The sequence below is a fragment of the Thermosynechococcus sp. PP555 genome (assembly GCF_031583225.1).
In the GTDB taxonomy this organism is placed as follows: domain Bacteria; phylum Cyanobacteriota; class Cyanobacteriia; order Thermosynechococcales; family Thermosynechococcaceae; genus Thermosynechococcus.
Genome location: NZ_CP134168.1, coordinates 2,028,054 through 2,051,789 on the forward strand (window position 1 = coordinate 2,028,054; position 23,736 = coordinate 2,051,789).

The 23,736-nt window shown below is 52.4% G+C and carries 20 protein-coding genes; 11 read left to right on the forward strand and 9 right to left on the reverse strand.

Features of this window, described 5'->3' with window-relative positions; genetic code table 11:
• Nucleotides 1-46 precede the first annotated feature (46 nt).
• Nucleotides 47-712, forward strand: coding sequence for a global nitrogen regulator NtcA (gene ntcA / locus RHH27_RS09990; protein WP_190278317.1), 666 nt, complete (start codon nucleotides 47-49; stop codon nucleotides 710-712).
• On the opposite strand, the gene RHH27_RS09995 is transcribed toward ntcA, so the two are convergent.
• Nucleotides 709-2,325 carry a cyclic peptide export ABC transporter gene (locus RHH27_RS09995; RefSeq protein WP_302678191.1) on the reverse strand — a complete coding sequence of 539 codons (1,617 nt, stop codon included), beginning with the start codon at nucleotides 2,323-2,325 and terminating at the stop codon, nucleotides 709-711. The genes ntcA and RHH27_RS09995 overlap by 4 nt on opposite strands.
• Entirely contained in the window at nucleotides 2,322-2,567 is a 246-nt protein-coding gene (gene psb35, locus RHH27_RS10000) for a photosystem II assembly protein Psb35 (protein WP_315862889.1), read from the reverse strand. The genes RHH27_RS09995 and psb35 overlap by 4 nt, the downstream gene beginning before the upstream one ends.
• Before the next feature lie 144 nt (nucleotides 2,568-2,711).
• On the opposite strand from psb35, the gene RHH27_RS10005 reads away from it, so the two are divergent.
• Both RHH27_RS10005 and hemC read left to right on the forward strand, forming a co-directional pair.
• On the forward strand, nucleotides 2,712-4,055 hold the full coding sequence (locus RHH27_RS10005; protein WP_302678192.1) for a TIGR03279 family radical SAM protein: 1,344 nt from the start codon (nucleotides 2,712-2,714) through the stop codon (nucleotides 4,053-4,055).
• 64 nt (nucleotides 4,056-4,119) lie between these two features.
• Nucleotides 4,120-5,082, forward strand: a complete 963-nt coding sequence (gene hemC, locus RHH27_RS10010) for a hydroxymethylbilane synthase (RefSeq protein ID WP_302678193.1) — start codon at nucleotides 4,120-4,122, stop codon at nucleotides 5,080-5,082.
• Nucleotides 5,083-5,089: 7 nt separating this feature from the next.
• Here the strand turns inward: hemC and RHH27_RS10015 are convergent, their stop codons facing one another.
• The 3 genes from RHH27_RS10015 to accD form a co-directional block, all read right to left on the reverse strand.
• Nucleotides 5,090-9,301 (reverse strand): CHAT domain-containing protein, encoded by a 4,212-nt coding sequence (locus tag RHH27_RS10015; protein WP_302678194.1) that lies wholly within the window; start codon nucleotides 9,299-9,301, stop codon nucleotides 5,090-5,092.
• 167 nt (nucleotides 9,302-9,468) lie between these two features.
• Nucleotides 9,469-11,328, reverse strand: a complete 1,860-nt coding sequence (locus RHH27_RS10020) for a serine/threonine phosphatase (protein WP_206200020.1) — start codon at nucleotides 11,326-11,328, stop codon at nucleotides 9,469-9,471.
• 119 nt (nucleotides 11,329-11,447) lie between these two features.
• Nucleotides 11,448-12,371 (reverse strand): acetyl-CoA carboxylase, carboxyltransferase subunit beta, encoded by a 924-nt coding sequence (accD, locus tag RHH27_RS10025; protein WP_206200021.1) that lies wholly within the window; start codon nucleotides 12,369-12,371, stop codon nucleotides 11,448-11,450.
• Nucleotides 12,372-12,606: 235 nt separating this feature from the next.
• Between accD and rseP the strand changes: the two genes are divergently transcribed.
• The 5 genes from rseP to RHH27_RS10050 all read left to right on the forward strand — a co-directional run bounded on the left by rseP (nucleotide 12,607) and on the right by RHH27_RS10050 (nucleotide 17,161).
• Nucleotides 12,607-13,713: an RIP metalloprotease RseP gene (rseP, locus tag RHH27_RS10030; RefSeq protein ID WP_206200022.1), complete on the forward strand. Its 1,107-nt coding sequence runs from the start codon at nucleotides 12,607-12,609 to the stop codon at nucleotides 13,711-13,713.
• A gap of 8 nt (nucleotides 13,714-13,721) precedes the next feature.
• Complete coding sequence (gene nth, locus RHH27_RS10035) at nucleotides 13,722-14,390, forward strand: endonuclease III (RefSeq protein WP_206200023.1); 669 nt, start codon at nucleotides 13,722-13,724, stop codon at nucleotides 14,388-14,390.
• A gap of 10 nt (nucleotides 14,391-14,400) precedes the next feature.
• A complete protein-coding gene (locus RHH27_RS10040) occupies nucleotides 14,401-15,030 on the forward strand; it encodes a Uma2 family endonuclease (protein ID WP_302678195.1) in 630 nt (209 codons plus the stop codon).
• Nucleotides 15,027-15,785 carry a hydroxyacylglutathione hydrolase gene (gloB, locus tag RHH27_RS10045; protein WP_302679161.1) on the forward strand — a complete coding sequence of 253 codons (759 nt, stop codon included), beginning with the start codon at nucleotides 15,027-15,029 and terminating at the stop codon, nucleotides 15,783-15,785. Before RHH27_RS10040 ends, gloB begins: the two co-directional genes overlap by 4 nt.
• A 62-nt stretch (nucleotides 15,786-15,847) precedes the next feature.
• Entirely contained in the window at nucleotides 15,848-17,161 is a 1,314-nt protein-coding gene (locus RHH27_RS10050; RefSeq protein WP_302678196.1) for a hypothetical protein, read from the forward strand.
• Here RHH27_RS10050 and RHH27_RS10055 read toward each other — a convergent pair.
• From RHH27_RS10055 to RHH27_RS10070, 4 genes are read right to left on the reverse strand one after another with little or no spacing between them, the layout of a single operon-like run.
• Entirely contained in the window at nucleotides 17,158-18,726 is a 1,569-nt protein-coding gene (locus RHH27_RS10055) for a serine protease (protein ID WP_302678197.1), read from the reverse strand. The genes RHH27_RS10050 and RHH27_RS10055 overlap by 4 nt on opposite strands.
• A gap of 53 nt (nucleotides 18,727-18,779) precedes the next feature.
• Nucleotides 18,780-19,661, reverse strand: coding sequence for a 3'(2'),5'-bisphosphate nucleotidase CysQ (locus tag RHH27_RS10060; RefSeq protein WP_225901558.1), 882 nt, complete (start codon nucleotides 19,659-19,661; stop codon nucleotides 18,780-18,782).
• Complete coding sequence (locus tag RHH27_RS10065) at nucleotides 19,658-20,191, reverse strand: GIY-YIG nuclease family protein (protein ID WP_206200028.1); 534 nt, start codon at nucleotides 20,189-20,191, stop codon at nucleotides 19,658-19,660. The genes RHH27_RS10060 and RHH27_RS10065 overlap by 4 nt, the downstream gene beginning before the upstream one ends.
• Nucleotides 20,188-21,624: a cache domain-containing protein gene (locus RHH27_RS10070; protein ID WP_302678198.1), complete on the reverse strand. Its 1,437-nt coding sequence runs from the start codon at nucleotides 21,622-21,624 to the stop codon at nucleotides 20,188-20,190. The genes RHH27_RS10065 and RHH27_RS10070 overlap by 4 nt, the downstream gene beginning before the upstream one ends.
• A gap of 78 nt (nucleotides 21,625-21,702) precedes the next feature.
• On the opposite strand from RHH27_RS10070, the gene rodA reads away from it, so the two are divergent.
• From rodA to ybeY, 3 genes are read left to right on the forward strand one after another with little or no spacing between them, the layout of a single operon-like run.
• On the forward strand, nucleotides 21,703-22,977 hold the full coding sequence (gene rodA / locus RHH27_RS10075) for a rod shape-determining protein RodA (RefSeq protein WP_302678199.1): 1,275 nt from the start codon (nucleotides 21,703-21,705) through the stop codon (nucleotides 22,975-22,977).
• A 54-nt stretch (nucleotides 22,978-23,031) separates the two neighbouring features.
• A complete protein-coding gene (locus RHH27_RS10080) occupies nucleotides 23,032-23,199 on the forward strand; it encodes a DUF3285 domain-containing protein (RefSeq protein WP_302677708.1) in 168 nt (55 codons plus the stop codon).
• Nucleotides 23,200-23,219: 20 nt separating this feature from the next.
• Nucleotides 23,220-23,708, forward strand: coding sequence for an rRNA maturation RNase YbeY (ybeY, locus tag RHH27_RS10085; RefSeq protein ID WP_206200032.1), 489 nt, complete (start codon nucleotides 23,220-23,222; stop codon nucleotides 23,706-23,708).
• The last annotated feature ends 28 nt before the right edge of the window (nucleotides 23,709-23,736 follow it).

Below are 23,736 nucleotides of genomic sequence, written 5' to 3' on the forward strand. Positions count from 1 at the left end.
GATCGCCACACCACCAGTTAAACCACCTTGGATTGACACACGACTCATGAATAAAGATCAACCCTTAGCACCCGTCTTTCGCCACATGGCCAGTGGCCTGTTTCCATCCACCACTGAAACTTACGAACGCGGCAAAACCATTTTCTTTCCGGGAGATCCAGCGGAAAAGGTCTATTTTCTCCTCAAGGGGGCAGTGAAGCTCTCACGGGTGTATGAAGCGGGCGAGGAAATTACGGTGGCACTGCTGCGGGAAAATACCGTATTTGGGGTGCTGTCCCTGATTACGGGCACCCGCTCCGATCGCTTTTACCATGCGGTGGCGTTTACGAATGTGGAGCTATTGGCCGTTCCCATCGAACAGGTGGAAAAGGCGATGCACGAGGATCCCGATTTGCCGATGTTTATGATTCAGGGGCTGTCATCGCGGATCCTGCAAACGGAGATGATGATCGAGACCCTTGCCCACCGCGATATGGGATCCCGCTTGGTGAGCTTTTTGCTGATTCTTTGCCGTGATTTTGGGATTCCCACGAGTGCGGGAGTCACTGTGGATTTGAAGCTTTCCCATCAGGCGATCGCCGAGGCCATTGGTTCGACACGGGTAACCGTAACTCGCCTTCTCGGGGAACTTCGGGATCAAAAAATGATCTCAATTCACAAAAAGAAAATCACGGTGCATAACCCCTTGATGCTCAGTCAGCAGTTTACCTAGGTCACGAGTTGGCCATAGTCGAGTTTGATCAGGCGATCGGCCACGTCAAAGTAGCGATCGTCATGGCTAATCACAAACACCGTTTTGCCCTGAGCCTTTAGCTCGGGTAGGAGTTGGCGGTAGAAAATCTCCCGAAACACAGGATCTTGATCCGCTGCCCATTCATCAAAGAGGTAGGCGGGGCGATCGTCGAGATAGGCCATCAACAACCCCAAACGCTTGCGCTCCCCTTGGGAAAGAGATGTCGTAGAGAAGCGGTTACCTTCTAGGCAAACTTTGTGGCTCAAGCGCAATTTTTCGAGGTAACTTGGCACTTCTGCAAGGCGTTCGGGGCACTCAATGCCCAACAGTGACTCAAAAAGATAAAAGTCACTAAAAACAGTGGCAAAGTGTTGGCGATACCATTCGTAGTCCTCAGGCTGCAAACAGTGATCATCCACCCAAATTTCTCCCTGATCGGGAATGTACAGGCCAGTAATAATTTTTGCTAGGGTGGATTTACCGCTGCCATTGCCACCGACAATAAAAAGGAGTTCCCCAGCCTGCACGGTCAAACTCAAAGGGCCGAGGGTAAAGGTCGCAGGTTCATCCTCGTGGCCACTGCGGTACTGATGACAGATCTGCCGCAGAGAGAGGGTTTTCCAGCCAAGGGGAGGGAGTTCGCCTGTATCGTTGAGGTTTTGGTGCGGATCTCCAAGGCTGAGTTGCAAAGATTCCACTTTTTTCAGGGCAACCCTAGCACGGCTAAAGACAGGAATCGCATCAATCAGCTGCTGCATCGGCAGCATGAGGTAAATGATCGTCAGAACATACCCTGAGAGAACTGTGGGTGTGGCTCCTAGCAAATGGGGCAGCGTAAAGAGAAAGAAGCCAATGGTGACAAACAGCAGCAACTGCCCCCAACTGGCAGCAATGGCAAAGACCATGTACCCTAGCTCGTTTTGCTGCCGGGTTTTCTGAGCCGTGGGTTCCAATTCCCGATAAAAGAAGGCCAACCGCCGTTGCCGATTGAGCTTGAGTTCTTTGTTGCCCTCGGTGAGTGTCCGAAAGTGTTGAAAAAGGTGATCCTGTTGCTGCCGTGCCCGCTCTAGGAATTTGCGTGCTCTGCCCGCTAGAAACAAGTAGCTGCCAGTACCAACGACAATCAAGCCCACAAGGGCAAAAAAGAGGGGCGGCGACAACCAACCCATGTAAATCAGGCAGCCAATAACAATGGCAATGGCATTAAAAAGATTGGGCAGGACGGAAAAGGAACGGGAAACGGCATCCACGTCCTCTGTCAGCGTCGCAAGGAGTTGCGGATTGCCAATGGCTTCTAACTGGCGTAGGGGTGAAGCGAGAATCTGGCGGCTGAGGAAGAGGCGCATTTCATAAACCGCCTGTTGGGCAGCCCGCACCAGGAGCACTTGAGAGCTAAAGTGGGTCAGCAGTAGGAGGGTTCCGAGGAGAATAAATCCCCAAGGTAAGAGGCGCTGGAGGGCAGGGGTTTTCTGCAGGGCGGCATTCATCAGGGCAATGAGCGCAGCCGTACTGCCACCGTTGAGAAGTCCAGCGATCGCTGCCGCAACAATCGTCGGCCAAGCTGCCCGTAAAAGAATCCGAAAGAGCTTCACGAATCTGTTGTCTCATCAGGGGTGGGATTGGACTCAGACTCTTCGAGATTCAACTTGGGAATAAAACTGGGGCGATCGGCATTTTCCCAACCGGGGGGACGCTTCGAGTTGTACCATGCAATGAGGCCAATGCTCACGGCCGCCACAAGACCCAGCAGCAATACCCCATAAAAGGGGACAAAGTTACCTGCACCAACGGTAAAGCTAATCCCCAATGACCCCATCATCGTCCTCGTTAACATTTTTTAGAAATATGTAGAACACCACTATATCAACCCTATGGTTGCTTTGAGAATCCTGAGAGTTGGAAGCGGCTGTGCTGCCTAAGGTACAGTACAAGATAAAGAAGTTTTGCTGACTGTCCCCCCTCTTTTCAACAATCAACCATGAGCGATCGCGCCCTTCGCCCGGCTGTTGTGGCTGCTGTGGAACCCGGCTCCATTGCCGCTGAGTTGGGATTTGAACCCGGTGATGCGTTGGTGGCCATTAATGGCGATCGCCCCCGCGATTTGATTGATTATCGGTTTCTCTGTGCCGAGGAATACCTCACCCTAGAAGTGCTAGGGAAAGACGGCCAAACCTATGTTCTCGAAATTGAAAAAGACATTGATCAAGATTTAGGACTGGAGTTTACCACCGCCCTCTTCGATGGGTTGATGCAGTGCAACAATCGCTGCCCCTTTTGTTTTATTGATCAGCAGCCCCCCGGCAAACGGGAAAGCCTCTACGCCAAAGATGACGACTACCGCCTCAGTTTCCTCTACGGCAGCTACATTACCCTGACGAACCTGCTTCCCTCAGAATGGCAGCGCATTGCCCGCTTGCGCCTTTCCCCCCTCTATGTCTCTGTCCATGCCACAGTAGCCAGTGTTCGCCAACGCCTACTGAAAAATCCACGGGCGGGGGAAATTCTGCAACAGATGCGCTGGTTTCAAGAGCAACGGCTGCAACTCCATGCCCAAGTGGTTGTCTGTCCGGGGATTAATGACGGCGAGTGCCTCGAGCAAACACTGCGGGATTTAGCCCAGTTCTATGATCCTGAATGGCCAACCGTGCTTTCAGTGGCAGTGGTGCCGGTGGGGCTGACTCGCTTTCGCCCTGCTGAGGATGAACTGATTCCCGTCACCCCTGATCACGCCCAAGCGGTGATTCAACGGGTACAGGCACTCCAACAGCGGTTTGAACAGCAGTGGCAAACCCCCTTTGCTTGGCTAGCAGATGAATGGTTCTTGATTGCCGGATCGCCCTTACCCCCCGCCGCCCACTATCAGGACTATCCGCAACTCAGTAATGGTGTGGGAACGATTCGCCTGTTTTTAGAAGAGTTTGAGCTTCACGCCCAACAGCTTCCCCAACGCTTACCGCAGCCGCGTCATCTGAGTTGGGTGGTGGGTAATACCGTGGAACAGGCCTTTGCACCCTTGGTGGCTCGCCTTAACCAAATTGAGAACCTGCGCCTTGATCTCTATGCCCTTGCTAGCGACTATTGGGGACAGCAGATGTCCGTGACAGGGCTATTAACCGGCCATGATTTGATCTATCACCTGAAGGGCAAACCCTTGGGCGATCGCCTGCTTCTGCCCAGTCTGATGCTCAAGCACGATGAACCCGTTTTTCTCGATGATGTGTCTTTAGCCACTGTAGAGGAAGCGCTAGGGGTCCCCATTCAAGTGGTCTCTGGTGGCGCGGCAGCGATTATTGCTGCTTGTACTCACCCCGAAAATGCCTGATCTTGCCCCTTGGGATCCCCGCAACCTATAATGGCTGGATGCTGTCCGCTGCACACTCAACCCTATGATTGCCACCTCCTCCCGCCCGGTTCGCATTGGTTCCCGCAAAAGTCAACTGGCGCTTGTGCAAACGGAATGGGTACAGGCGCAGTTACAAGCCCATCATCGCGATCGCGCCTTTGAGGTGGTGACCATGACCACCCAAGGAGACAATATCCTTGATGTCGCCCTTGCCAAAATTGGCGATAAAGGCCTCTTTACCAAAGAGCTAGAACTTTCAATGCTGCGGGGTGAGACCGATTTGGCCGTTCACTCCCTCAAGGACTTACCCACCAAGTTGCCCGCTGGTTTAGTTTTAGGCGCGATTACTGAGCGGGAAGACCCAGCAGATGCCCTTGTTTTAGGTGCAAAATGGACAGGACACACCATTGATACCCTACCTGAAGGCACGGTCATTGGTACTTCGTCACTGCGTCGCTTGGCACAGTTGCGCCACCACTACCCCCATCTCACGTTTAAGGATGTGCGGGGCAATCTAAATACTCGCTTGGCCAAATTAGATGCTGGGGAATACGATGCCTTGATTTTGGCGGTAGCTGGCCTGCGGCGTTTGGGCTTTGGCGATCGCATTAGCCAAGTCTTACCCGCAACAGTGTCCCTCTATGCTGTCGGTCAGGGTGCCTTGGGCATTGAATGCCGCGCCGACGATCCCGACATTTTAGCCTTGGTCAAGACCCTTGAACATCCAGAAACAGCAGCCCGTTGCTTAGCAGAGCGAGCCTTCCTGCGGCAATTGGAAGGGGGCTGTCAAGTGCCCATTGGGGTGCATACGGTGATTGAAAATGGTCAACTCACCCTCACAGGATTGGTCGCCAGTCTCGATGGCCAACGCCTTGTCAAAGACAGTCTTACAGGGGAGCCTGCCAGTGCAGAAGAACTAGGGACGCGCCTTGCTTTGAAGCTGCGGGAACAGGGAGCCTCAGAGATTTTGGAAGAGATTTTTGCTACTGCCCGTCTCGAGCGTTAGTTTATCCCTACCATGGAACCCCTACCATGGTAAAGGCAGCCCAGTAGTAGGGATGATCGAGGGAACGACGACCAGCCCCTTGGTTAACTTCTGGGGGTAACGGAATGCGGCCACGAATTGTTTGCAGTTCATTGTCTTGGATGCGAATATTGCCGCCCAGCATTGCTAGCTGCGCTTGCCGTAGCGCCTCGGCCTTAATGGGTACCGTATTTAACAAATCGTAGAAAGTAGTCATCAGCGCCAACGTCCCCTCATCGCTGACATACCACAAACTGGCCAGCACCGACTTCGCCCCCGCCTGTACCGCCAGACCTGCAAACCCCAGTTCTGCATCCAAATCTCCAACCGCCGTGCGGCAGGCACTGAGGGTCAACAATTCTGCTTGGGGACGGTTAAGCTGTAAGCCTTGGAACTGCAAAAGATTCAATCGCCCATCCCTAAAAGCAATGTAGGAATTTTCTGCAGCCCCCGGTTGAAACTCAGCGTGAGTGGCCAAATGGATCACAGGATAGATTCCTTGACGGCGCTGTTGTCTAAAATTAGCAATTGTAAAGGCCTCATTGAGAAAGGCTTGGCCTCCTCCTAGGTTTTTAACAATCTGCGCCACCTCTAGGGTCGCCATCGGCAAGGGGGACTGATCTGGGAATTCCGATGCCCCCATTGCTAAGATGGGTTCCCGTTGAATACTGCGGTAGCGAATATCTATGAGCCTTATACTGGGAACCAGCGCCGTACTAAATTGCTCTACAAGAAAGTTTTGACCATCATGGAGCGCTGCCAAGGGAAGGCTACGCATACCACTGTCTAGAACAAAGACCAGTGTATCAATGCCCTGGGCATTCAAGTTAGCACGCAAGGGGGCAATCAACCATTGGTAAAGCTGTTGTGCCGCCGGTAGATAAGTACGGGTATTGATCAGGCGTGGATCACGCACCCTGTTAGTCAAAGTATCCACTGTTTTCAATAACTGTTCACGTCCCACGTTCTGTAGGGGTGTATAAAGCGGCTTCCCCTCTGGGGTAACCAAGATGAGATCAAATTGGTCAGGCCGGGCTAGGGTATAAATGACCGCTGGCTTTTTACCTGTTTGCTTGGCAATTTCATTGAGGGCTGCCTGTAAATCCTCAAGGGAGAAATCTTGCCTATCACAAGTACGTTGTAGGTAACTGCTGACTTCTTGACAGCCCCGTAGATCGAGTAACGCCAGCGCACCCTCAATGTTATTGCTAGCTAGGGCAGTCTCGATATCTCTAGTCAAGAGAATTTCAGGGGGAGCGGTAGGTACTTTAAGGGGATCGGAGATGGCTGGTGTAGGGGGTTCTAAGAGAGGATTGATTTTTTCAGAAGGAACGAAGCTCCTATCGGCAAGATTTTTACCTGTATTTTCAAAACGAATATTTCCGACCTCCACAAGACCTAAAAGTGTTGTGGGTACAGGAATAATCGATCCCTCGGCTTGAATTGCCCCTGCAGTTCCATTCTTTTCGGAATTGCCCACTAAAAATGGAGTAGCATTGTTGATAAGGATATTCACTGAGTCACCCCATATCGTGGTAGGTACACCATTGGAAACAAACGTACCCAAGCCACGCAGTGAATTTTGCGCATAAATATCAACACTGCCCGCCCCAGCATTAATCCAGTTGAAAACTAGATTGCCGCCCCTTAGGTTGACATCCCCACCACCAGTCGTCAAATGGCCCAGCGTTAAGTTGCCGCTGGGTATTGTCTGGAGGTTAGTGAATAGATCAGGCAGTGTTAAATCATCATCATCATCCGGAATTGGATCAATCGTACCTCTAGAGGTTGGAATAGGGAAATCACCAGTCCAAGCTAAGAAGTTACCACCGTTGGTGAAGATATCACCCGTCGTAATCGTAGGCGCAAACAGTGTAACATTGCCACCACTGCCAGCTGTATTGATATTACCTATTGTTAAAGCACCCCTGTAGGCAACAGCAGCCAAATCACCGCCGTGAGTCGTAATATTGCCAGTTGTTATGTCAGTTATGGAATCAAGATAAACAAAACCACCGTTGCTGTTGATATTGCCAGTTGAAATACCCCCGCTTCTTGAAAAGACTGCGATCGCTCCGCCTGCACTGATTAGGTTGCCGAGAGTGATGTCATTAAAAGCAACTACGCCGATAGTACCACTACTTTGAGTTACTTGCAAATTACCAGCAGTAATATTAAGTACAGAGTCTAGACTAATATCTGAACTAGTGGTGACATTGTTCAGCTGAATATCACCAAGAGCATTGATGCTTAGACTTGCAGTGTTGATTGTTCCTAAAACTACGGTTTGACCTGTTGAGTCAATATTCAAAGAATGATTGCCGTTGATATTGCCATTGAATGTAATATTTTTCCCTGAAAAGCTCGTTGAGTTCAGTAGAGCTGTGTTACCACTGAATTGAATGCTGCCTGCAGATGCATTAACTAAACCTCCAAGGGAAATCGTACCCCCACTACTCTGTAGATTAATACTTCCACCTGATGTACTGAGAACATTGCCACTAGAAGGAAGGAATATATTGCCACTAGCTTGGAGGGTGATATTGGCGCCATTAGTTTGTATGGGAGCATTGGCACTAATGTTTGCTGCACTGATATTAATTGGATTATTGAAGGATGATTGATTTTGAATCACTCCCTCTGCTTGTAATACCAAGCTCCCCTGAAGCGAGATGGGGTAGCCGATGATGATATCATTATCAGCCTGTAGCGTGAGTGAGTTTGTCGAGCTGCTGGAAATTGAGGTTTCTACATAGATATTCCCAGTAGTTAGCGCCGTACTGTCTGTTGTTATGACAACGTCTGTGGAATTGAGTGCTGATAACAGCGTTCCTATAGTTAACACAGAAATTGGATAAGAGTTTGATAGTGCTTTAAAGGGCGAAGAGGAAGTAATGTTGACATCATACATGCTGTCAGTGATGTATATGTTTGTCGGATCAAGTAATAATGTTCCTGTGTTACCATTTAGGGCAGTGGTATCGACTGTGCCTTGAAAATCTAGAAACTGTTTGCCAGAAACTTCGACAAAGCCGCCATCTCCCCCAAGCGCACCGCCACGGCTACTGATCTGGCCATAGAAACGTGTGTTGTGCTCTGCCCAATTGATAATTGTGCCCCCGTTACCCTGATGGGTGGCATCAGCATTCAAAAGAGTACCGGCATTAACAAAAAGGTTTTGCGCATTGAAGCTACTGCCTAGCCGGCCAGTTCCTGTTGTTCCCCCTAAATAGTCACCACCAATGAGAATTGTGCCGCCCCCTGTATTACCCGCAGCATTCAGTTGGGCATTAATCAGAGCAATATTACTGCCTTGGCCAGCAATGGTGATTTTACCCCCGGCGCTGGTGGTATGACTCACATCAATCGTGCCGCCAATGACTGCTGTATTTGTGGTTAGGGGAATCTTGGTACTGTCGTGAACCAAATGAATCGTGCCATCTGGATTTTGAATCACGCTATTGACGGCAGGATAGCCATTACCCCCTGTGAGTAACGTCGGGAGATCAATTGGCTGAATAATGCCTGCGGCGGGTAATCGCTCTTTGGGAATCTCTAGACTGAGGAGCATGCCCTCTTGGGAAATGCGCACCAGACCTGATTCAGGTACCGCCACAACATTGACCGTGCCCCCTGCTGCGCCAAGGGTACCTGTATTGATCACCTGATGCGCCATCAGGGTCAGGGATTGACCAGCATTGACCCTAAGATTGCCTTCATTAATTAGGATGCCTCTATTGGCAAATTCAAAGCCAATCGGGGAGCCATTGAGTTGGCTGTAGGTGTTTGAACCATTGAGATCAAAGAGGCCATTGCCAAAGTGAACGCGCTGGGCTGTCGAGGCATGGAATGCCGCTGGTAGATTCAACTGCGCATTCGGACCAAAAACAATACCTGCAGGATTCAGGAGGTAGAGATGACTGTTTCCGCCTGTAACTTGCAGCACGCCGTTGATATAACTAGCACTGCCACCATTGACGCCAGCAAGAATGTTGCGAATTTGCGGGGTAGAAAGAAAGTTGGCGGTTTGCCCCTGCTGGACATTGAAATCACGAAACAGGTGAAAGAGGTTTTGGCCATCGGCAGAACGTTGTCCGCCACCAATGTTGAACTGATGGTTGACGGTTTCTACGGTGGTGCCAGTGGCATTGGGAGCGGGGGTAATTTCAGCAAGGGCGGGTGTACCAAGAAAAGAGGTCAAGCTAGTCAGGATCACCCAGCTGTAGGGCAACACTTTTGTTAAGCATCGAGAATTCATATGACGTTATGTAAAAAACTTGCTAATGAGGATAGTTTTATCCTCAGGGACTATTTTAAGTGCGATCAAGGCAATGTACCACTTGGTAAAGTGTCTGCTGGAGATACTGTCTAAAATAGGGCGTTAAGAACAGAGCGCAATTTGAAGCGGAGGGCGATCGCCGTCAAGTTATCGTGGCCATTGACTTGATTTCCAATATCAATGAGTTTATGAAGCGACTGATTGAGGGGGAGACTAAAATCCAGCATTGGCAGCAAATGGCTAATAATGTGGGTTTCGAGGCAGCGGTTATCGGAAAGGCCATCGGAGCAAAGCAGAATCAGGGTGTCTTCTTCGATGTCCAAGTCTATAACCTCAGGGGCAATGGCTTCATTGCTGCGGGGGCCAAGGGCTTGGGTGAGTTGATAGGCATCGGGACGACCGTAGGCAATTTCAGGCTCTACCCCTTGTTGAATCAGGCGTTGACCGACTTCGTGATCAATGGTGAGTTGTTGCAGTCCTTGGCGTTTGGTGAAGCGGTAAATGCGACTATCACCGACATGGCCAAGGCGTAGGTGGTAGTTATGCAGTAGAGCCATGACAAGCGTGGTCCCCATGCGACCACTGCCGGTTTTCCCTTTTTGATCATTAGTGGCAAAAATGACTTCATTGGCACGGTAAATAGCGTTGCGTACTTCCTCCGCACTCGGCAGTTCTCCCTGCCACGGCCAAGTCTGCTCGAAGTATTCATGAACAGTTTTAGTGGCAAGGGAACTGGCAATTTCACCTTCTGCATGCCCCCCCATGCCGTCACAGAGCACGTATAGTCCCTGAACATCCAACTGCTGCCCCTGGGGGGTGAGACGCACTTGCTGCCGATGATCAATCAGGTAAAAATCCTCGTTGTGGTGGCGATCGCGCCCGGTGTCTGTCTGGGCAGCAACATCCACTTGAACCAGTTGCCGCGGTAAGAGGGCAGTGGGTGCATCCTCAATAGCGGTATGGTCCTCTTCTGGTGATTCTGATGAGAGGGTGATGTCTGGCAGTTCATTAATCAAGTCACCCGTACTTTCACCTGTCTCCTCCTCAAAGTCTGGCAGGGGTTCACTGCGCAGGGTGGAGGCGAGAGAGTCGAGCAACATCTGAATTTCTGAGATTTTCTCCAGAGGAGCCGTGCTCAAGGAGACCAAGAGCGGCATAAAAACGGCTTGACGACGACTAGAGGCATGGCGAAATAACTCTTCCCAAACAGTAACGAGGCTGGGGGGTGGCGTGGGTCGCTCAAAGGTTTTCACTAAGGGAAAGGTGAAGTCCAGTTGATGCAGCCGCAATTGATCGTCAGGGTTGACGGCTAAATTCCTAACTGTGAGCAAGGAATAATGGCAGTGCCACGGTTCTAGAGTCTTCCACAGCTCAATCATGTCCTCTAGGTACTGGAAAATTTGCTCATCGGAAATGTTGTCGTCTTGCCAGACATCTTGCAGAGGGCGCGCTGTGTGATTGTAGTCGAGAATAATGCCGTGGCAGTAGTTGGCCGGTAAGTTGCTTGTGGAAACGGTATCTAGCCACGCATCGTGAATGGCTGGAATGGTTTCGGGATAGACAAGGTGCAAGGCAAGGTAGGCGATCGCCACCGCACTGAGGTCAGGGTATTGAGCTTGCAAATGGGGAATGACCACACTGGGGTCAAGAATATTTAGCCCCTGTGCCCAATCCTGAGCCGTTTCGCGGAGGGCTTCTAAGAGCGTCGGTTTCTCAGGCTGTAGATCCTGCACCAGTTGGGGCAAATCACAGGCGTAACGGTGATCCCAGCGTTGGTAGCGGTGCTGGGGGTCAAAAAAGACAGCGGCATTGGGAGGATTGGTGTCCTGCTCAAACACAGTTCCCTCAGAGTTACGGTTGGAGACAGCCAAAATGGGGTGATCGGTATAGGCAGGATAGAGAACGCCCCACCAAAGTTTGAGGTTTTGATCAGTTTGAGCGGTAGGCATTAGAGCAGGTGAGCCAGCAAAGACAGCACAGTGACGACCACCCCTTGTGGTGTGGGAGCGGTATCCCCTATTGTATAGCGATCGCCCTAGGACAACCCTTGATCTGGGGGTTGCTGCTGTTATTCCTCAGCCATTGCCATCACAGGAAATGATTTGGGCAGCAGGGTCGAGGAAACATGACGCGTCACCGGTTGATGTAAACGAATTAACTGTGCCAAAGTTGACTTCAGGTGAGTCCGCGGCACAATCACATCCACAAAGCCGCATTTCTGGACAAATTCGGCGGTTTGGAAGTCATCGGGGAGTTTTTCCCGCAGCGTTTGCTCAATAACCCGCCGCCCCGCAAAGGCGATCGTTGCTTTTGGCTCGGCAATAATAATATCCCCTAACATGGCAAAGCTAGCCGTCACGCCCCCAGCAGTGGGATGGGTCAAGACGGGGATATATAGCAGACCTGCACTGCGATGCCGTTCGAGAGCAGCAGCTGTTTTCGCCATTTGCACCAAGCTGAGCATTCCTTCTTGCATGCGGGCACCGCCAGAGGCACAGACAATCACAAGGGGAATCTGCTCCCAAGTGGCCCGTTCAATCAGGCGGGTGATTTTCTCGCCGACCACGCTGCCCATGCTACCGCCCATGAAGGCAAAGTCCATCACCCCCAAGGCAACTGGCAGACCCTCGAGTTGGCCGAGGCCGGTTTGCACGGCATCCTTGAGACCGGTTTTCTCTTGATATTCCCGCAGGCGATCGCTATAGGGCTTGCGATCCTTGAATTGTAAGGGGTCACAACTGACCAAATTTTCATCGAGGGGGCGCCATGTGTGGGGGTCAATCAGTTGTTGGATACGCTCACTACTGCTGACGCGATGGTGATGGCCGCACTCTGGGCACACCAGTTGATGGCTATGCAGATCCTTGCTGTAGATCATGACGCCACAGGCTTCGCACTTTGTCCAGAGACCATCGGCGATCTCCCGCTCTGGCTGCATGGGGGTCAAGGCGGTTTCTTTACGGCGATTTGCAAACCAATCAAATAAAGACATTGTAGAAAATTCCCTTTAACGTTGAGGTCTCAAATAGCACGTTTGTATGGGTCTCTCTCAGGAGCGTCCACTAAGAATAATTACTTATCATCCCACTTTGTTGCATTTTTGCAATATATCGCACAAGTTTGAGAAATGATGCAAGGGGCTGTGGCGAGATCACCGATCCAAGGGGAAGTTCGGTGTCACAATAAAAGTGAGTTAACAATTCGCAGCGTAGCACTGGGTTGAATCTATGTCCATGGTTGCAGTCGTGGTGGCGATCGCCATCCTAGGAATCTTGATTTTTGTCCATGAGTGGGGGCACTTTATCGCTGCCCGCAGCCAAGGCATTCATGTCAACCGCTTTTCCATCGGCTTTGGCCCCATCCTCTGGAAGTTTCAAGGCAAGAATACCGAGTATGCCCTGCGCCTGATTCCCCTAGGGGGCTATGTGGGATTCCCAGACGATGACCCCAATAGCAGCGTTCCCGCCAACGATCCCAATCTCCTGAGCAACCGGCCGATTTTGGATCGCGCCATTGTCATCAGCGCGGGGGTGATTGCCAACTTGGTCTTTGCCTATTTGCTACTGCTGGTGCAAGTGGGCGTCATGGGGATTAGTCAGGCCACCTACTATGAGGGTGTCCTCATTCCCGCCCTTGTCCCGGAAAGTAGCCTTGTGGCCACCAAAGCGGGCATTCAGCCGGGGGACTTGGTGTTAGCGGTGGATGGCCAACCCTTGGGTGCCGATGCCAATAGCTTACCAAACCTGATGCGAGCCATTCAGCAGCATCCGCAGCAACCCCTGACACTGACGATTCAACGTCAAGGGCACATCCAAGAGATTACCGTCACGCCAGAAGTGAGTGAGGATGGTCAAGCCCGGATTGGCGTTCAATTAGCCCCCCATGCCGACATTCACCGTGAACACACCTTAAACCCGATTAAATTAGTCACGGCGGCCGCGGCGGAGTTTCAGCGGGTGATTGTGCTGACCCTAGAGGGGTTTCGCGAACTTTTCCAGCATTTTGATCAAGCGGCTCAACAGGTCTCTGGACCGGTGGCGATCGTAGCGATGGGCGCGGATATTGCCCGCTCCAATGCTGAACAGCTCTTTACCTTTACCGCCTTGATCAGTATTAACCTTGCAATTATTAATATTCTGCCCTTTCCAGCCCTTGACGGCGGTCAACTGCTCTTTTTACTGGTGGAAGCGCTGCGGGGTCGTCCCTTACCCAATCGCATTCAAGAGGGCGTCATGCAAACGGGGCTGGTGTTGCTCCTTGGACTGGGGATGTTCCTCATCGTGCGGGACACCGTGAACCTCACGGGCTTGGGCTGGGTGCAGCAACTCTTTTAAGTCCACCTATGGCTATTACCCGTCGCCTCTCCGCCAAGCAACAACGGGCCTTGGAAATTCTCACCCGCCTCAAACGCCTCTATCCGGATGCCACCTGTAGCCTCAACTTTGCCAATCCGCTGCAACTGCTGGTAGCCACGATTCTCTCTGCCCAATGTACGGATGAGCGGGTGAATCAAGTCACACCGGCGCTGTTTGCTCGCTATCGCGATGCCGAGGACTTTGCCATGGCTGATTTGGCTGAGCTAGAACAGTACATCAAGTCCACTGGTTTTTATCGCAACAAAGCCCGCCATATCCAAGGCGCCTGCCGCCGCATTGTCGAAGTCTATGGGGGTCAAGTGCCCAAGGTGATGGAAGATTTGCTTTCACTGCCGGGGGTAGCTCGCAAAACAGCCAATGTGGTTCTTGCCCATGGCTATGGCATTTTGGGGGGAGTGACGGTGGATACCCATGTGAAGCGGCTGAGCCGGCGGCTGGGGCTGACCCAAGAAACGGATCCCGTGAAAATTGAGCGGGACTTAATGCGCCTGATTCCCCAGCCCGATTGGGAAAACTGGTCAATTCGCTTGATTTACCATGGCCGCGCCGTTTGCCAAGCGCGCCAACCCCAGTGCGAAGGCTGTGAACTGATTGATTTGTGTGCCACAGGTGGGAAGCTGATACCAAAGTCATAGGGGATTTGCCATGAAAACCCTAACCACAACTACGGGCGAACAGCGTGTCACGCTCCACGGCCTCACTTGGCAGCAGTACCAAGAGATTCTTAATGCCCTGCCGCAAACCCGTGCTGCCCACTTGATATTTGATCGCGGAATCCTTGAAATTACGATGCCCCTTGAAGAGCATGAGTTTGCCAGTGAGCTAATGGGTCTATTTTTGCGCATTCTGGTGGTGGAAACAGGACTGCGGCTGCGATCGCTGCGCTCAACAACCCTGTGGCGACCGGATCTGAAGCGAGGAGCAGAACCAGATAATGCCTATTACATCCACCATCAACCACAGGTGGCTGGCCGCAGCATTGATCTGAGCATTGATCCACCGCCTGATTTAGTGATTGAGGTGGACATGACCCATACCGATATCGATAAAAACCAGCTGTATGCGGCCTTGGGGGTACCGGAGCTATGGCGGTACAATGGTCGGGAATGGCAAATTTTCCAGTTGTGGGACGGATGCTATCAGGGGTGCGATCGCTCCCCTTTGTTTCCATGGGTGCCCAAGGAATGCCTTTATCGCTTCTTGGCAGAGGCCAAAATGGATGAGGTAGAGGCAGAGAAAAATTGGCGACGCTGGGTACAGGAACAACGGCCATGATGATTTATCGCCTCAATGCCCTTACAGATAACTACATTTTTTTGCTCCATGATCGGCAAACGGGGACAGCGGCAGTGGTGGATCCGGCAGAGCCAGAACCTGTTCTTGCCAAATTAGCGGAATTGGGAGCAACACTGACGGCAATCTTCAATACCCACCACCACTGGGATCATGTGGGGGCCAATCGTGCCCTGCGATCGCGCTTCCCCAATATCGAAGTCTATGGCAGCCGCGAAGATCAAGGCCGCATTCCAGAGCAAACGGTTTTTCTTAGTGCCGGCGATCGCGTGCCCTTTGGCGAACATGCTTTTGAGGTGCTGTTTGTTCCCGGCCATACCCGCGGTCACATTGCCTACTATGAGCCAGCAACGGGCGATCTGTTTTGCGGTGATACCCTCTTTGGCGGTGGCTGTGGTCGTCTTTTTGAGGGGACACCGGCACAGATGTTGGAGTCTTTGAATCAACTGCGGCAATTGCCGGAGCAAACGCGGGTCTGGTGCGCCCACGAATATACCCAAAAGAACCTCAGCTTTGCCCTGACAGTGGATGCCAATAATCCTGCCCTGCAAGAGCGCTATGCTCAAGTCTGTCGCGATCGCACCCAAGGAAAAAGCACGATTCCCAGTACGATTGGCGTTGAAAAGGCAACGAATCCTTTTTTACGCTGTGAAGTCAACACCATTCAAGCAGCAGTGGGGGCAACCACCCCCCTCCAAACCTTTACACGGTTGCGGGGTAAACGGGATCAATACTAGGTGCCTATTGAGCACCTCAGAACGCTAATCTAGTTTTATATTCCTCTACCCCCAAAGCTGCGATGGCAGTTTCCTATCAGAGTCGCTTCTTGAGCTTTTGGCAACAGCAATGGCACCGTTGGCAGCAACACTGGCAACGCCAACTATGGCAAATTGAAAGCAGCCTCAGTGGCACGCTGCAGGTGATTGGCGCCATTCTGGCACAGGTTTGGCAGCGGGGACTCCCCCAACTCATGGGCAGCGTCTCTCGAATGCGTCAACGCCTCCTAGCGCAACCCACAGCGGCACCCTCTGCCGATGAAGCACTGCTAACCGTGATGTCTGCCCTCTCCCTGACGAAAGGGGAGGATGACTCTTGGGTGGTGGCGATCGCCCCCATTGCCCGTCCACTTCCTTGGTGGCAGCGCTGGATTGCTACTGTGCAACGCTGGTTTCAACCCCAGTCCAAGACGTTACCACCACAGGATGCACCTTTGGCACAGCGGCAGCCCTTTTACCTTGCCTGCGATCGTGCCGCAAAATCCCTATTGCTTGTGGATGAGGCTGCCCGTCCCTTGAAAATCTTCACCGCCACAGAACAGCGGCAAATTGAGCAACGCATTGCCTATGCCTTGGCAGTGTACTATCAGCACCTTCGGCAGTGGTATCGGCGACGGCATCACTGGCTCTGGGGTTGGCAGCAGCGATCGCTCAAAGCAGGCTCTAACCCACCGTCCTGTTTGGTGGGCAATTTTCTAGGGCAACTTCAGTTAACAGGTGCTAGTGAAGGGGATTTAGTCCTACCCCCAGTGTCTCCCCTAGCCGCTGTCTTCCATTGGTTGCGATCGCGCCTTCCCTTCGGCCGCAAAAATACGCTGTCCCAAGTGCGGGTGCAGGGGATTGCCACCCTTCTAGAAACCCAGCAGATGGTGCTCATCGGCAGCGATAACGAGATTCTTTATACCCTCACCCCTGCCCAACAGGCGCAAGTTCTGGCTTGGATTGAACGCCATCTCAACCCCTTCAAGCTGCCCTTCCCAGACTGGCTGAGTCAACTCTCCTATTGGCTAGGGGGATTCCAACCTCCAGTGGTGGCAGCCGTAAATTCACCGCTATTGGCGGCTACGGATCCTTTGCCAGTCTTTTCTCCCGTGGAGACCCTTCTTAGCCTAGGCAGTCGCTCTGATTCCCTAGCCCATTCGCCACCCTCGGAAACTGCGGCCACCAGTGTCCCTCCAAATCCAGAGCAGTTAATTCTTGATGTGGATGCTGCCCTGATTGGCTATGAACTCCACTGGCTTGAACGCCTCCTGCTGTGGTGCGATCGCCTGTTTCTCTGGATTGAAGAACACCTGATTCGTTTCGGTCGTTGGCTCTTGCAGCAGTGGCAACGCTAGCGGTTCTCAATCTGACGAATTGCCTCCATCATTTCGTTGTAGGACTGCATATTCCCCTGTTGGCGATAGAGTTCAGCGGCTTGGCGCAGATCCGGTAGGCTCGCTTTGGGGTTCTGTTCAAGGAGATACGTTACACCCCGCACCGCAAAGGGGATGGGATCTTTGGGGGTAAGTTGCGTCAAGGCTGTCCAACTGGGGCGACTGAGGGCATAGTCTCCCATGAGAAAAGCCGCAATTCCCCGCAGCAAATGATAGTCGGTGCTCTTGGGATTGGCGGTAATGAGACGATCAAACACGGGGATACTGCGGCGAAAATCGCCACTGAGAAACAACGCCAAGGATTGAATCATTTGCAGATCGCTGTTGTTGGGACTGAGGGCAAGGGCGCGATCGCTATCCGCAACGGCAGTACCAAAGTTGCCGAGGAGCAAATTCAAAAAGCTACGGATGCCATAGGCTTCGGTGTACTGGGGATTGAGGGCGATCGCCTTGGCAATGTCCTGCTGAATCGTGCCGGGGCGTTCAGCCATATTGCGGACAAACGTATCCAGCATGGGGGTGGGCGGGTGGGGGGGAAAGGCATCCTTGAGAATAGGGTTGCCTTGGGTCAGACGACTCAGGTACTTGGTTCCCAGTTCTTCACCGAGCTGATTAAAGTCTTGGTGAGGCACAAGGGCAAACATTTGCGCCACGGCCCGTCCCAGATAGGCTTCACTGTAGTTAGGATTAAGGGCGATCGCCTGGCTATAGTTGTCAATGGCGGCGGCAAAATTCTTGCGTTGGAAGTGCTCCTCAGCGGCGAGGAAATAGTCCGCTGCCTTCAGGGGGGTCGGGGCAGGCAGAGCCGTGGTTTCCCGCGACGGTGTGGTCAAACTCAAGTAGGTATTGATGGGAATGCCGAGATTAAAGCCGCGTTTCACAAAGACAGTACTGGAGCCACTGCCCTCCTGCACAAGGGTAGAAGCAATATCGGCACTGCCATGAACCCCAATTAAACGGCCATTTTCATCGAGGACAGGGCCGCCACTCATCCCCGGCAAGGTGGGATTGCTATAGACCAAGGCATAGCCATCTTGAATCGGACGCGAGGCATTGGCCGTCAACCGCCCCTCGGTAAATTGGTAAATGCCCCCCAGAATCGAGGCCTCCTGAGCAGGAAAACCAGCCACAAAAACGGGCATGCCCTCCACTGCCTCTACGGAGTTTCCCAGTGTGGCAAGGGTGTAATCGCGGTTGCTTTCAATTTCCAGCGTGGCCAGATCAACACCGGGCAAGGGACGAATGGAGTTGGGTTGCATGGCATAGCGCTGACCATCAACCGTTTTCACCGTGTACTGGCCGGCCTTTTCAACCACATGGTAGGCGGTGAGGATAACGTAGGTACTGCCCTTGCGCTGCAATAGGATACCTGAGCCATGGCTGTTGGTACCTTCAATGAGCACAGTGATATTTTTGGCAATGCGGGCAACTTCTGTAACGCTCACCCCTTGAGCCGGAAAAGGCTGAGCAATATGGACGGTGGCGATCGCCATTCCTACCAATGACCAACTGTGCCAGCGCCCCATCGGGATGCCTCCAAGCAGACTCTAGCCCCACGATAGCCTATTTCTCAGAGATGCTAGGTAGAGCCAAGGGACAGTTGAACGGCGGTAATCGCCTCCACCAAGGGCGATCGCAAGGCAGCGATATACTCTGGCCAGCCAATGAGAATTGGTTGCTGATGGGCAAGGGTCTGTCCCTGTAACCCCGTAGCATCAAAGCGCAAGGGATTTCCCTGCAAGTCGGTGCACACCAAACCTGCTGCCGTTGCTAAAGCCAAGGGGGCGGTGGTGTCCCAGAGCTTCACCCGCTGATTTAAGTAGAGGTAGAGTCCCGCCCGTCCCAAAATCACTTCAATCACCTTGAGGCCAAAACTGCCCAGAAAGCGAAATTCCACTTGGGGCAACACCCGATGAATTGCATCGCCGTAGGTGCGGTAGTCGCGATAGCCAATCATGATCGGGCAATGGTCTTCACTAGGAGAGGGCGGGCAAACCGGTAATAGGGGGACAGGGGGACCACCACTGCTCATCTGAAAGAGTCCCCAATCTTTACCGCCATAGTAGAGGTGATCCAGATTGGGAGCATAGATCCAACCCGCCACTGGACTGTAGTGCGCCAGCAGGCCCACCATGAGGGCGTAACCTTGGCGATGGTGAATCAGATCATCCGTGCCATCAAGGGGATCGATCAGCCAGTAGCGGCTTTTCGGTTCTTGAAAGACTGCTTGGGAGTCAGCATTTTCTTCGCTGATGATGCCATCCTCAGGAAACCAAGCGCGAAATTTTTGACTCAAGAGCCGATCCAAAAAGCGATCAATACTCGTAGCGAAGTCTTGGCGTCCCTTTTCAATGACCTCAAAGGGTTGCTGTGCCAGTTGCCGTGCCCGCTGCCCCGCTTGGCGCAGGAGTTGATTGATTTGCCAGATTTGGCTAGAGGTCAGGGGGGGAGAAGTCATCATTTGAGGTTCAGCCGTCCACTTTCCTTTAGTTTGGCGTTAAAGACCAGCGGCTCCTGTAGCGATCGCTGCTTTAGCTGTTCCAGAATTGCTGCTTCAACCCGCCGCGCCACCTGTTTCAGCAGTTTCGGTTGCGTCAATGGATCGGCACTTGCCCATGCAGTGCGTTCGGCCTCGGTCATTTGCTCCCTGACATCAATGGCATTTTCCCACTGGGGGCGATCGCGATCATTGCCGAGGGGGACGGTCCCCAATTCCGCTAGCCACTGTTGTTTTACCGCTTCTAGCCACGGGCGATCGGGACGTTCGATGGCGATCGCCTTATAGCCACGACACTGCTGGGGACAACGCACAAGGTGTTGCAGCAAACTCAGTCGCATATCCCGCGAATAGCCAATGTATTGCACGCTGCCAGTGGCATCAAAAATGGCATAGAGACCGATCGCCCCCTTAAGATCCGGTGCTACCCGGCCTGCATCATCAATGTAGGGATGGAAGGGCAATTCAGCCAAAGTCGGCGCAGGAAAGCTCATGTTGGCAGGGGTGGCTCATCTTTGCGTGCTTCACCCTCAGTATGCCCTATCTGTGGATGTGTGGCAGGAGTGGGAGATTGGGTATGGGCACGTTGGCGCAGTTGTTGTGCCCGTTGGCGCAGTTCTTGAAAGTAGTCGGTGCTGGTAATTTCGGCAACGGATTTCTTTCGCTTTTCTTGGTCAATTTCGATTTTTAGTTCACTCAGTTCCTCCTTCAGTTGATCTTGGCGCTGCTCTACCGCCTGTGCCATGTCCAAAAAGACTTGGGCAAGTTCTGCCATGTCATCACTCCCTTGAGCATAGTGCCTGAGAACTCTGGGATTAAACTCGTTAAACTGGTCATGCTTGAGGGCGTGGGCAGCACTGACAAGGGCACGAATCGGCTTAGTAATCGAACGAGCCACAATCAGGGAAATGAGAATGACCCCAACACCAACAAAGAAAAGACTGAGGAAACCTTGGGTCGCCAACCGCTCTAAGGGCGCTAGAAACTCGCTCAACCGTACACTGACCACAACAACGCCCTGATGACGGGTCAGGGGCGCATAGGCATAGATATAATCGGCATCGCCTCCGGAAGAACGACTGGCGAGGAGAGCACCGACCTCTTTTGATTTGGCCTTGAGAAAGACATTGCGCAAGGTGTAGCTGCGATCTGCCACTGTGGGAATGGGTTGAGGTGATGTCAAGAGAAAATATTGGTCGCGAATCTCGGGGGGGAGTGGTTCAATGCTATGCAAATTCAGGTAAGGATTTGTGGTGCTCAGAATCAGACCGTGATCATCAATGAGAAAAGATTCACCGTGAATATCGGGCACTAGGTAGGTCACGATGTCTTTGACTGCGGTCGCTTGTAGAGGTAGTAGAACTGCTCCCAATCGTTCATTATTGCTATCAATAATCGTTTGGAAGACAACAAACAGGGGTTGCTCAGTGATCGCGCTATTGATTTTGACCCGAGAAATGAAGTAGTCTGCTGTTGCCGACTGCTGCCAGAGGGGGGTGTTCTTGTAGTCTAGCCCCAGACGGGTACGCCGTGTCCCTGCGATCGCTTGGCCATCACGGTTGAGGAGAATCACCTGATAATAGGCTGGGTTCAGGTTCTTGACATCTTCGAGGAAGTTATTCATCGTCGCTTGCTCGATGGCACTATGGCTCCCACGCCTCAGGAAATACTGTACGTCACTGTCATTGGCTACCAAGAGAGCATCATTGAGGGCATCCTGAAACAGCTGATCAAGGGAACGGGCTTTGCTGATCGCCAGCAGTTGCAGGGCATCAATTTCCCAACGCTTCATCATTTCAGCGCTTTCAGTTTGGTTGTAGAGCACCACCATCCCCATCGGTAATAGGGAAATCAGCAGCATCACCAGCAGCAGCCGCCCCGAAATTGACCACAAAAGCCTTGACCAACCCTGTCGCCACCGAAGCATGGATCCACTCAAGCTAGAATGGGAATCTTGATCAAACCACCACTGTTCCAGCCTAGTGCGAACGAAGGATATTGGGCGATGTTTTGGACAACTCGGCTATGGCAACGCCGCTGGTCTGCTTGGCTCCACCCTTGGCGGGGGATGGATTGGCTCCTTTTAATTGCCGTATGGCTGATTACGCTGTTGGGGGCAGTGGCCATTCACAGTGCCGAGCTGCACATTGGCGAAAAGGATGGCTTCCAACATCTGGCGATCGCGAGCGTGGGGACGATTTTGCTTTTCCTACTGGCACGGGTGCCGACATCGGTCTTTATCTCAGTCCATTGGTGGGTCTATGGTATCAGTTGTGCCCTCCTACTAGCTGTAAGCTTATTTGGTGTTGAAGCTAACGGTGCCCAAAGTTGGCTGCCCATTGCGGGCTTTAACCTCCAGCCTTCAGAATTTGCTAAAATCTCGATCATCCTCAGCCAAGCTGCCCTACTCCAGCGGGTGCCTGCCAATGGCCTCAGCGGCATTCTACGGGTGTTTGCGGTAACGGTCTTGCCCCTAGGGTTGATCTTATCGGAACCTGATCTGGGGACCTCCCTTGTTTTTGGCGCCATCACCTTGGGCATGCTCTATTGGGCCAATGCCCGTTTGGGCTGGATTGTGCTCATGCTCTCCCCTTTGGTGGCGGCGATTCTCTTTGCCCTACCCCTGCCCTATGAACTGAATTTGGTGCTGTGGTTTTTGTGGACATTAGGGATGGGGGTTGTGGCATGGCAAAACCTGCCCTTGGGGTGGATTGGGGCGATCGGCGGCATTGTTTTGAACCTTTCAGGTGCCGGTCTAGGACAGTTGCTGTGGAGTGTGCTGAAGGACTATCAAAAGGATCGCCTCTTAATGTTTTTAGATCCCGATAAGGACCCCTTGGGGGCGGGCTATCACCTGATTCAGTCCCGCATTGCCATTGGTGCCGGTGGACTGTGGGGGCGAGGTCTGTTTCACGGGACACAGACACAGTTGGGGTTTATCCCTGAGCAGCACACGGACTTTATTTTTTCCGTCATCGGTGAGGAATTAGGCTTTTTGGGGGGGCTGCTGGTTTTGGGACTGTTTTGGTTGATTGGCCTGCGGCTATTGCAAATTGCCAATAGTGCCCGCAATGATTTCGGCTCGCTGCTGGCGATCGGTCTTTTTGCCATGTTGATGTTCCAAGCGGTGGTCAATATCGGCATGACCATGAACCTATTTCCTGTGACGGGCATTCCCTTGCCTTTCCTCAGCTATGGCCGTTCTGCCCTTTTGGCAACCTATATTGGTTTGGGGCTCGTGCAATCAGTGGCCAATCATCGCCCGCGATCGCGCTACTGAAGTCAAGCACCCTTTGTTAAAATTCATGAAGATTGCCAATAGCAGTGAAATCCCATGAGCGAGTCCCCAGAACCCACGTCCTCCCCTGTCGAGCAGCCCAGTTATGTCAAATTGGCCATGCGGAACATGGTGCGCAAGGGGGGCAAATCTCTGATCCATTTTGCCCTCACGAGTATCGGTCTGTTGGCGTTGTTGGTGGGCTTGTCCTACCTCACCCGCTAGTGAGAACACAGCAAAAACAAATGACGGTTACCGTCTATCTAGAACTTCACGATCCTTCCCTGAGCAATGAGGTGGCAGAACTTCCTTGGCAAGTGTGGTTTCGCACGTGGATTGCCATGGTTGAACCAAACCAAGGTAAGGCCTATGAGGTAACACTGCGTTTGACGACGGATGCTGAAATTCAGGTACTTAATCATCAGTATCGCGATCGCGACACCCCTACGGATGTACTCGCCTTTGCCACCCGCGATGACGCTCTGCCGCTGCCCCTAGAGGAACCTGAATACCTTGGCGACATCATTATTTCTGGCGACACTGCCCGAAAGCAAGCCAGGGAAAGGGGGTATTCTCTATCCATAGAAGTGACTTGGCTGGCTTGCCATGGCCTACTCCATCTTTTGGGCTGGGATCATCCCGATGAGACGCAATTGGCACGGATGCTGGCTCAGCAGGCTGAGTGTCTTAGGGCAGTGGGTCTTACCCCTCCCTATTCTCCCGATAATCCATAGGAACGAAATCCCAAAGGATGTGCTTAAA

Coding starts and splice junctions, on each gene's coding strand:
- ntcA (WP_190278317.1), top strand. CDS start 47: ATGAATAAAGATCAACCCTTAGCACCCGTCTTTCGCCACATGGCCAGT.
- psb35 (WP_315862889.1), bottom strand. CDS start 2,567: ATGTTAACGAGGACGATGATGGGGTCATTGGGGATTAGCTTTACCGTT.
- RHH27_RS10005 (WP_302678192.1), top strand. CDS start 2,712: ATGAGCGATCGCGCCCTTCGCCCGGCTGTTGTGGCTGCTGTGGAACCC.
- hemC (WP_302678193.1), top strand. CDS start 4,120: ATGATTGCCACCTCCTCCCGCCCGGTTCGCATTGGTTCCCGCAAAAGT.
- RHH27_RS10020 (WP_206200020.1), bottom strand. CDS start 11,328: ATGCCTACCGCTCAAACTGATCAAAACCTCAAACTTTGGTGGGGCGTT.
- accD (WP_206200021.1), bottom strand. CDS start 12,371: ATGTCTTTATTTGATTGGTTTGCAAATCGCCGTAAAGAAACCGCCTTG.
- rseP (WP_206200022.1), top strand. CDS start 12,607: ATGTCCATGGTTGCAGTCGTGGTGGCGATCGCCATCCTAGGAATCTTG.
- nth (WP_206200023.1), top strand. CDS start 13,722: ATGGCTATTACCCGTCGCCTCTCCGCCAAGCAACAACGGGCCTTGGAA.
- RHH27_RS10040 (WP_302678195.1), top strand. CDS start 14,401: ATGAAAACCCTAACCACAACTACGGGCGAACAGCGTGTCACGCTCCAC.
- gloB (WP_302679161.1), top strand. CDS start 15,027: ATGATGATTTATCGCCTCAATGCCCTTACAGATAACTACATTTTTTTG.
- RHH27_RS10050 (WP_302678196.1), top strand. CDS start 15,848: ATGGCAGTTTCCTATCAGAGTCGCTTCTTGAGCTTTTGGCAACAGCAA.
- RHH27_RS10055 (WP_302678197.1), bottom strand. CDS start 18,726: ATGGGGCGCTGGCACAGTTGGTCATTGGTAGGAATGGCGATCGCCACC.
- RHH27_RS10060 (WP_225901558.1), bottom strand. CDS start 19,661: ATGATGACTTCTCCCCCCCTGACCTCTAGCCAAATCTGGCAAATCAAT.
- RHH27_RS10065 (WP_206200028.1), bottom strand. CDS start 20,191: ATGAGCTTTCCTGCGCCGACTTTGGCTGAATTGCCCTTCCATCCCTAC.
- RHH27_RS10070 (WP_302678198.1), bottom strand. CDS start 21,624: ATGCTTCGGTGGCGACAGGGTTGGTCAAGGCTTTTGTGGTCAATTTCG.
- rodA (WP_302678199.1), top strand. CDS start 21,703: ATGTTTTGGACAACTCGGCTATGGCAACGCCGCTGGTCTGCTTGGCTC.
- RHH27_RS10080 (WP_302677708.1), top strand. CDS start 23,032: ATGAGCGAGTCCCCAGAACCCACGTCCTCCCCTGTCGAGCAGCCCAGT.
- ybeY (WP_206200032.1), top strand. CDS start 23,220: ATGACGGTTACCGTCTATCTAGAACTTCACGATCCTTCCCTGAGCAAT.